Annotated in this window: 7 protein-coding genes and 1 pseudogene; 6 read left to right on the forward strand and 2 right to left on the reverse strand. The window is 63.2% G+C overall.

Annotation, left to right across the window (positions count from 1 at the left end; all coding sequences use genetic code 11):
* The 5 genes and pseudogenes from EOA28_RS40320 to cimA form a co-directional block, all read left to right on the forward strand.
* A pseudogene (locus EOA28_RS40320) lies at positions 1 to 171 on the forward strand (VOC family protein); the annotation flags it as partial.
* A 33-nt stretch (positions 172 to 204) separates the two neighbouring features.
* Entirely contained in the window at positions 205 to 696 is a 492-nt protein-coding gene (locus EOA28_RS19860) for a GFA family protein (RefSeq protein WP_126078290.1), read from the forward strand.
* Positions 693 to 1,169, forward strand: a complete 477-nt coding sequence (locus EOA28_RS19865; protein ID WP_127253514.1) for a GFA family protein — start codon at positions 693 to 695, stop codon at positions 1,167 to 1,169. Before EOA28_RS19860 ends, EOA28_RS19865 begins: the two co-directional genes overlap by 4 nt.
* A complete protein-coding gene (pip, locus tag EOA28_RS19870) occupies positions 1,166 to 2,131 on the forward strand; it encodes a prolyl aminopeptidase (protein ID WP_127253513.1) in 966 nt (321 codons plus the stop codon). The genes EOA28_RS19865 and pip overlap by 4 nt, the downstream gene beginning before the upstream one ends.
* A gap of 52 nt (positions 2,132 to 2,183) precedes the next feature.
* A complete protein-coding gene (gene cimA / locus EOA28_RS19875) occupies positions 2,184 to 3,800 on the forward strand; it encodes a citramalate synthase (protein WP_127386188.1) in 1,617 nt (538 codons plus the stop codon).
* A 14-nt stretch (positions 3,801 to 3,814) separates the two neighbouring features.
* Here cimA and EOA28_RS19880 read toward each other — a convergent pair whose 3' ends face one another.
* Positions 3,815 to 4,648, reverse strand: coding sequence for a sulfotransferase family 2 domain-containing protein (locus EOA28_RS19880; protein ID WP_126078286.1), 834 nt, complete (start codon positions 4,646 to 4,648; stop codon positions 3,815 to 3,817).
* Positions 4,649 to 4,883: 235 nt separating this feature from the next.
* Between EOA28_RS19880 and rarD the strand changes: the two genes are divergently transcribed.
* Positions 4,884 to 5,813, forward strand: coding sequence for an EamA family transporter RarD (rarD, locus tag EOA28_RS19885; protein ID WP_128298125.1), 930 nt, complete (start codon positions 4,884 to 4,886; stop codon positions 5,811 to 5,813).
* A gap of 10 nt (positions 5,814 to 5,823) precedes the next feature.
* Here rarD and EOA28_RS19890 read toward each other — a convergent pair.
* On the reverse strand, positions 5,824 to 6,728 hold a 905-nt coding region (locus tag EOA28_RS19890), incomplete at its 5' end, for a transporter (protein ID WP_128315194.1).

Here is a 6,728-nt window from a genome sequence, read left to right on the forward strand (position 1 = left end):
GCGCGCAGCCGCGCTGAGGTCGACGCCTTCCATGCGGCAGCGCTTGCCGCCGGCGGCAAGGACAATGGCGCGCCGGGCCTGCGTCCGCACTATCATCCGAACTACTACGGCGCCTTCGTCTTCGATCCCGACGGCAACAATGTCGAGGCGGTCTGTCATGACCCGGAATGAGCCCCTAAGGCAGCCCATGAAACGGAGTGAGCGATGAGCCTCGACAACAGGCCGATCTACACCGGCGGCTGCCAGTGCGGCGCCGTGCGCTTCCGCGTCGAAGGCGCGTTGGGCGACGCCTCGGTCTGCCATTGCCGCATGTGCCAGAAGGCGAGCGGCAATTTCTACCTGCCGCTGGTGTCGGTGCGCGGCGCCACGCTCGACTGGACGCGCGGCGAGCCGAAACGCTTCCGTTCGTCCAACGCCGCCTGGCGCGGCTTCTGCGCCGAATGCGGCACGCCGCTGACCTTCGAGGCGCCCGACGGTATCGCATTGGCGATCGCCACCTTCGATGACCCGACCGGCATCGCGCCGACCATCCAGTGGGGGACGGAGGCGAAGCTCCCCTATGTCGACGGCATCCCCAAGCTGCCGTCCGAGGACACGATGGCCGATATCGCCTCTGCGCCTTACCTCGCCGAGCTCGTCTCCTATCAGCATCCAGACCACGACACCGACCAATGGCCGCCGGAGGAAAGACCATGACCGATCAAGTTCGAACCGGCGGCTGCCAGTGCGGCGCCGTGCGTTTTCGCGTGCACGGCAAGCTCGGACGCCCGTCCATCTGCCATTGCCGCATGTGCCAAAAGCAGTTCGGCAATTTCTTCGGCGCGCTCGTGACGGTGCCGAAGGACGGCGTCGAATGGACCCATGAGGAGCCGACCTATTTCCAGTCCTCGGTCAACATCGACCGCGGCTTCTGCGCCCGCTGCGGCACGCCGCTGACCTACCGCCAGCCGGGCGCGCTGGAGATCGCCATCGGCGCGTTCGACGACCGCTCCGATCTCGCGCCGCAGATCCAGGTCAACTACGCGGTGCGGCTGCCCTGGGTGGAGAAGATCTTCGAGGCGCCGATCCTCGACGATCCCGATTTCTACCGACGGCAGGAGCAGATCATCTCCTTCCAGCACCCCGATCACGAGATGGCCAACTGGCCGCAGCAGGGCTTGAAACTATGACGATCCACAGTGGTTCCTTGCGCAGCCTCTATCCCGAGATCGAGCCGTTCGAGTCGGGCATGCTCGATGTCGGCGACGGCCACACCATCTATTGGGAGCGCTGCGGCACCAGGGGCGCCAAGCCTGCCGTGTTCCTGCATGGCGGTCCGGGCGGCACCATCTCGCCGAAACATCGGCGGCTGTTCGACCCGAAACTCTACGATGTCATCCTGTTCGACCAGCGCGGCTGCGGGAAATCGACGCCCAACGCCTCGCTGGAAGCCAACACCACCTGGCATCTCGTCGCCGACATAGAGCGCCTGCGCGAGATGGCCGGCTTCGACAAATGGCTGGTCTTCGGCGGTTCCTGGGGCTCGACGCTGGCGCTCGCCTATGCCGAGACGCATCCCGAGCGCGTCAGCGAGCTCATCGTGCGCGGCATCTACACGCTCACCCGCGCCGAGCTCGAATGGTATTATCAGTTCGGCGTCTCCGAGATGTTTCCCGACAAATGGGAGCGTTTTCTCGCGCCGATCCCCGAGGCCGAGCGCGGCGACATGATGGCCGCTTACCGCAAGCGACTGGTCGGCTCCGACCGCGCGCGCCAAGTGGAGGCCGCCCGCGCCTGGAGCATCTGGGAGGGCGAGACGATCACGCTGCTTCCCGAACCCGAGACCAGCGATCCGTTCGGCCAGGATGACTACGCCATCGCCTTCGCCCGCATCGAGAACCACTATTTCGTCCATGCCGGCTGGCTGGAGGAAGGGCAACTGCTCCGCGACGCCTGGAAACTGAAGGACATTCCCGGCACCATCGTCCACGGCCGCTACGACATGCCGTGCCCGGCGAAATATGCCTGGGCGCTGCACAAGGCCTGGCCGAAGGCGGATTTCCACCTCATCGAAGGCGCTGGCCACGCCTATTCCGAGCCGGGGATTCTGGATCGGCTGATCCGGGCCACGGATCGGTTTGCAGGGAAATAATGATGCAGGTTCGTGCTCTACGCGAAGGATCCCGGCATTTCGAGCTATCGCCATGAAGAAACAACGCCTCTATCTCTTCGACACCACTCTGCGCGACGGCCAGCAGACGCCGGGCATCGACTTTTCCGTCGAGGACAAGATCGCCATCGCAAAACTGCTCGACGCGTTCGGGATCGACTATGTCGAGGGCGGCTATCCGGGCGCCAACCCGACCGACACCGCCTTCTTTCAGAAGAAGCGGACGGAAAGCGCGAAATTCGTCGCCTTCGGCATGACCAAGCGTGCCGGGGTCTCGGCCTCCAACGATCCGGGGCTGGCGGCGCTGGTGCAGTCGAAGTCTGACGCCATCTGCTTTGTCGCCAAGAGCTGGGACTATCATGTCCGTGTGGCGCTCGGCTGCACCAACGAGGAGAATCTGGAGGCGATCAAGGCCTCGGTCGAGACGGCGGTGGCCGCCGGCAAGGAGGCGATGGTCGACTGCGAGCATTTCTTCGACGGCTTCAAGGCCAATCCCGATTACGCGCTGGCCTGCGCCAGGACCGCCTATGAAGCCGGAGCCCGCTGGGTGGTGCTGTGCGACACCAATGGCGGCACGCAGCCCTCGGAAGTGCGCGAAATCGTCGGCAAGGTGATCGCCGGCGGCATCCCGGGCGACCATCTCGGCATCCATGCGCATGACGACACTGGACAGGCGGTGGCCAATTCGCTGGCCGCCGTAGAAGCTGGTGTGCGCCAGATCCAGGGCACGTTGAACGGCATCGGCGAGCGCTGCGGCAACGCCAATCTGATCACCATCATCCCAACGCTTTCGCTGAAGCCCGCCTTCGCCGACCGTTTCGAAACCGGCATTTCAGCCGAGGATCTGACCGGAATATCCAGGCTCTCACGCGCCTTCGACGAATTGCTCAACCGTGCGCCGGAAGCGCAGGCGCCCTATGTCGGTTCGTCCGCCTTCGCCACCAAGGCCGGCATCCATGCCTCGGCTCTGGCCAAGGAGCCGGCGACTTATGAACATGTGCCGCCGGAAGCCGTCGGCAACCGCCGGCGAGTCATGGTCTCCGACCAGGGCGGCAAGGCGAATTTCCTCGCCGAGCTGAAGCGGCGCGGCATCGAGGTGCCGAAGGACGATCATCGGCTAGACGCGCTGATCGCGGTGGTCAAAGAGCGCGAGGCCGAAGGCTATGCCTATGAAGGCGCCGACGCGTCCTTCGAGCTGCTCGCGCGAAAAATGCTGCACGGCTTGCCGGAGTTCTTCAACGTCACCTCCTTCCGCTGCATGGTCGAGCGCCGCTTCGACGCCAACGGCAATCTGAAGACCGTCTCCGAGGCGATCGTGAAGGTCGAGGTCGACGGCGAGGAGAAGATGTCGGTGGCGGAGGGCCATGGCCCGGTCAACGCGCTCGACATCGCGCTGCGCAAGGACCTCGGCAAATACCAGAGCGAAATCGTCGACCTCGAGCTCGCCGACTTCAAGGTGCGTATCCTCAATGGCGGCACCGAGGCCATCACGCGCGTCCTGGTCGAATCGCATGATTCCACCGGCGCCCGCTGGTGGACGGTCGGCGTTTCGGAAAACATCATCGACGCCTCCTTCCAGGCGCTGATGGATTCGATCATCTACAAGCTGATGAAGAACCGCGAGATGGCTGGGCTGGTGGCGGCGGAGTAGGGGGATTCGGACCGTCAGCCGGCTCGATAGTCGGCATCATAACCGAACCGCCTGAAATCCTCCGCATAGGCCCGCCTGACTTGATCAACCAGCGGCCGCGTCCATGCAATTCCTGGCGTAGGGGCAGACTGGTTGAGCGGTTTTGCCAGCGAGTTCCGAATTTCCTCCGAAGCGCCTAATCGGGCCAAGACAGGATTCAAGCCTTCGGCCAGGGATTCGAGCTTTATGATCTCGATCCTGAAGTCGCTCGAATTCGGAATTATTGCTGACATCAGGCTCCAATGGCCGTTCTTGCCGAGAGCAGCCGTTGTGCAGGCGCCTTTGACGAAGCTGTCGAAAGACAGTTGGTCTCGGTCGATGTCGGACGAGGACAATGAGGTCATGTCGCCCATCAATTGCTCAATCAGTCCGGTATTTCCTGGGTCGGATAGTTTGAGCTTATAGAACTTGTTGAGATAACATGACCGCAATCTGGAGAATGGATTTCTCACCACGGAGAAAATCAGCGTCTCGGGGTCGCGCAGCAGCGATTCGAATAGTTTTACGCCGACGTCGCTCGGGGCAAGCAGTCCGGATTTTCGACGCGAATGATATGCCTCGGGATCGTCATCATGGTTGATTCCGTAGGCGCAGATCGAAAGCAGTCGCTTGACTGTGGTGCAACCCGCTTTGGGTACTTCCACATAGATCAGCTTGCGGTCCGGGAAAACGTGAAAGAAGTAATCGATGTCTGTTGTCGCGCGGTAAGCCCGATAGGCGACCGAGTCGGCCAGATGACGCCTTACCCCGAGCTGCGCTCGGAAGAAAGTATACTTCCTATTCTTTATGGCACTTGTCAGGCGCGACATTGAAGGGTTCCAGAATCACTTCATATTAGAATTCCCCCAAGCGCTAAAATGAGGCTATTACTACGGGCGGGCCATCGCAAACAGAAAATTCTGTAGGCGGACCGGCGGAGGCGAATTGTGATGCGGCGCCCCGGAAAGGAAGCGGTCCCGGCCGCTGAGCCATCACCAAAACTCCGTTGATCCATCATAATTTTGTGATGGTCTTGGGCGGCCCGCTGAGCCATAGCGTTGGGCCATGGTCACCGCTACAGCCGATCTCGATCAAGTCGCCAAGGGCCGCCGCGGCTTCCTTCTGGCACTTGGCGCCTATTTCCTCTGGGGGCTCTTGCCCTTCTATATGAAGGCGGTGGCGCATCTGCCGCTTGCCGAGGTGATCGCCAACCGCGTCGTCTGGTCGGTGCCGATCGCGGCGGCGGTGCTCCTCTGGGCCGGCCGCACCGCCGACTTCAAGGCGGCGATCCGTTCGCCGAAGAGCCTTGCCATGGCGGCACTGACGGCGGTGCTGATCTCGGTCAACTGGGGCATCTATGTCTGGGCGATCGCGGTCGACCGTACCGTCGAGACCGCGCTGGGCTACTACATCAACCCGCTGGTCAATGTCGTCGTCGGCGCCGTGCTGCTCGGCGAGAAGCTCGACCGGCTGCAGATCGCGGCTGTTGTGCTGGCCGCCATCGCGGTGACGGTGCTGACTGTCGAGGCAGGCAAATTGCCCTGGGTGTCGCTGGCGCTCGCCTTTTCCTTTGCCGCCTACGGCTTCTTCCGCAAGACGCTGCCGATCGGCCCGAGCCAGGGTTTCCTGCTCGAGGTGCTTTTGCTGTCGGTGCCGGCGCTCTGCTACATCGTCTACCTGATTGCCACCGGCCAGGATCACCTCATCTCCAGCACCGGTGCCGACACGGCCTTGCTCATCGGCTGCGGCCCGATCACCGCCGTGCCGCTGCTGCTCTTCGCCTTCGGCGCAAGGCTGCTGCGCCTGTCCACCATAGGCATCATGCAATATATCGCGCCGACCATGGTGTTTCTGATCGCCGTGCTGATCTTCGGTGAGCCGTTCGGCACCACACAGGCAATCGCGTTCGGGCTGATCTGGACGGCGCTGGCGATGTACAGCTGGTCGATGTTCAGGGGCCGCGAAGCGCGGCCGGCGGCGCCGGCGACGAGATAGAATCGGCGCCCTACACGCGCCCGAGCCGTCGCACGATCTTGTAAACAACGCCGGCTATGACGACCGAGATCGCCGTCACCACCCAAAAGCCGTGCGGCGTGTCGACCAGCGGCACGCCGCCGACATTCATGCCGAACAGGCCAGAAATGATGGTCGTCGGCAACAGGACCGCCGTCATGACGGAGAGGATGTAGAGCAGCTGGTTCGACTGCTCGGTAAGCTTCGCCATCAGCTCATCCTGCAGCAGCCGCGTGCGCGCCTGCAGCTGCTCGCCGTCATGATGCAGCGTATGCGCCCGGTGCGAGAGGCGTGTGGCCATGTCGTTGATCGGGTCGGGCAGCTCGTTGCGATGCGAATGGTCGAGGTGGCGGAAGAGGCTGGTGAGCGTCGCCATCTGCCGGTGGATCAGCACCAGCTGCCGGCGCGCGTCGACCAGCGCCTGGCGCTCATTGTGCCATGCATTGCACACGATGCGATCCTCGATGCCGTCGAGCGTGTTGCCCATCTTGTCGAGCTCGGCCGCCATGCCGTCGAGCGACTGGCCCATCACCGCTTCGATCAGCTCGGCCGGCGTGCGGAATTTCCGTGTGCCGCTCTCCACCAGCTTGCGGATCTTGTCGACCGATTCCAGCGGCTGCTTGCGGGCGCCGACCAGCATCTTGTCGTTGAAGGCGAAGCGGAAATGCGTGAGTCCGCGCGCCTCGGCAAAATCGTGCCTGAGGTCCGGCAGGTCGCCATAGAGGAAGTCGTCCTCGAAATCGATCTGGCAGCCATGGCTTGGCGACAGGAAGGCGTCGCGCACCGGCGCCGGCAGGGCCGTCTCGGCGCCGATCTCGTGGCGGGCGCGCATGTCGGTGATCTGGTAGCTGCGCCAGCTCCAATGCGCCTCGGCGGGATCGGCGGTGCGGGAACCAT

The organism is Mesorhizobium sp. M2A.F.Ca.ET.067.02.1.1 (assembly GCF_004023285.1).
Lineage (GTDB): Bacteria > Pseudomonadota > Alphaproteobacteria > Rhizobiales > Rhizobiaceae > Mesorhizobium.

Bases quoted from the DNA above. Each gene is read 5' to 3' on its own strand.
- EOA28_RS19860 (WP_126078290.1), top strand. From the start codon at position 205: ATGAGCCTCGACAACAGGCCGATCTACACCGGCGGCTGCCAGTGCGGC.
- EOA28_RS19865 (WP_127253514.1), top strand. From the start codon at position 693: ATGACCGATCAAGTTCGAACCGGCGGCTGCCAGTGCGGCGCCGTGCGT.
- pip (WP_127253513.1), top strand. From the start codon at position 1,166: ATGACGATCCACAGTGGTTCCTTGCGCAGCCTCTATCCCGAGATCGAG.
- cimA (WP_127386188.1), top strand. From the start codon at position 2,184: ATGAAGAAACAACGCCTCTATCTCTTCGACACCACTCTGCGCGACGGC.
- EOA28_RS19880 (WP_126078286.1), bottom strand. From the start codon at position 4,648: ATGTCGCGCCTGACAAGTGCCATAAAGAATAGGAAGTATACTTTCTTC.
- rarD (WP_128298125.1), top strand. From the start codon at position 4,884: ATGGTCACCGCTACAGCCGATCTCGATCAAGTCGCCAAGGGCCGCCGC.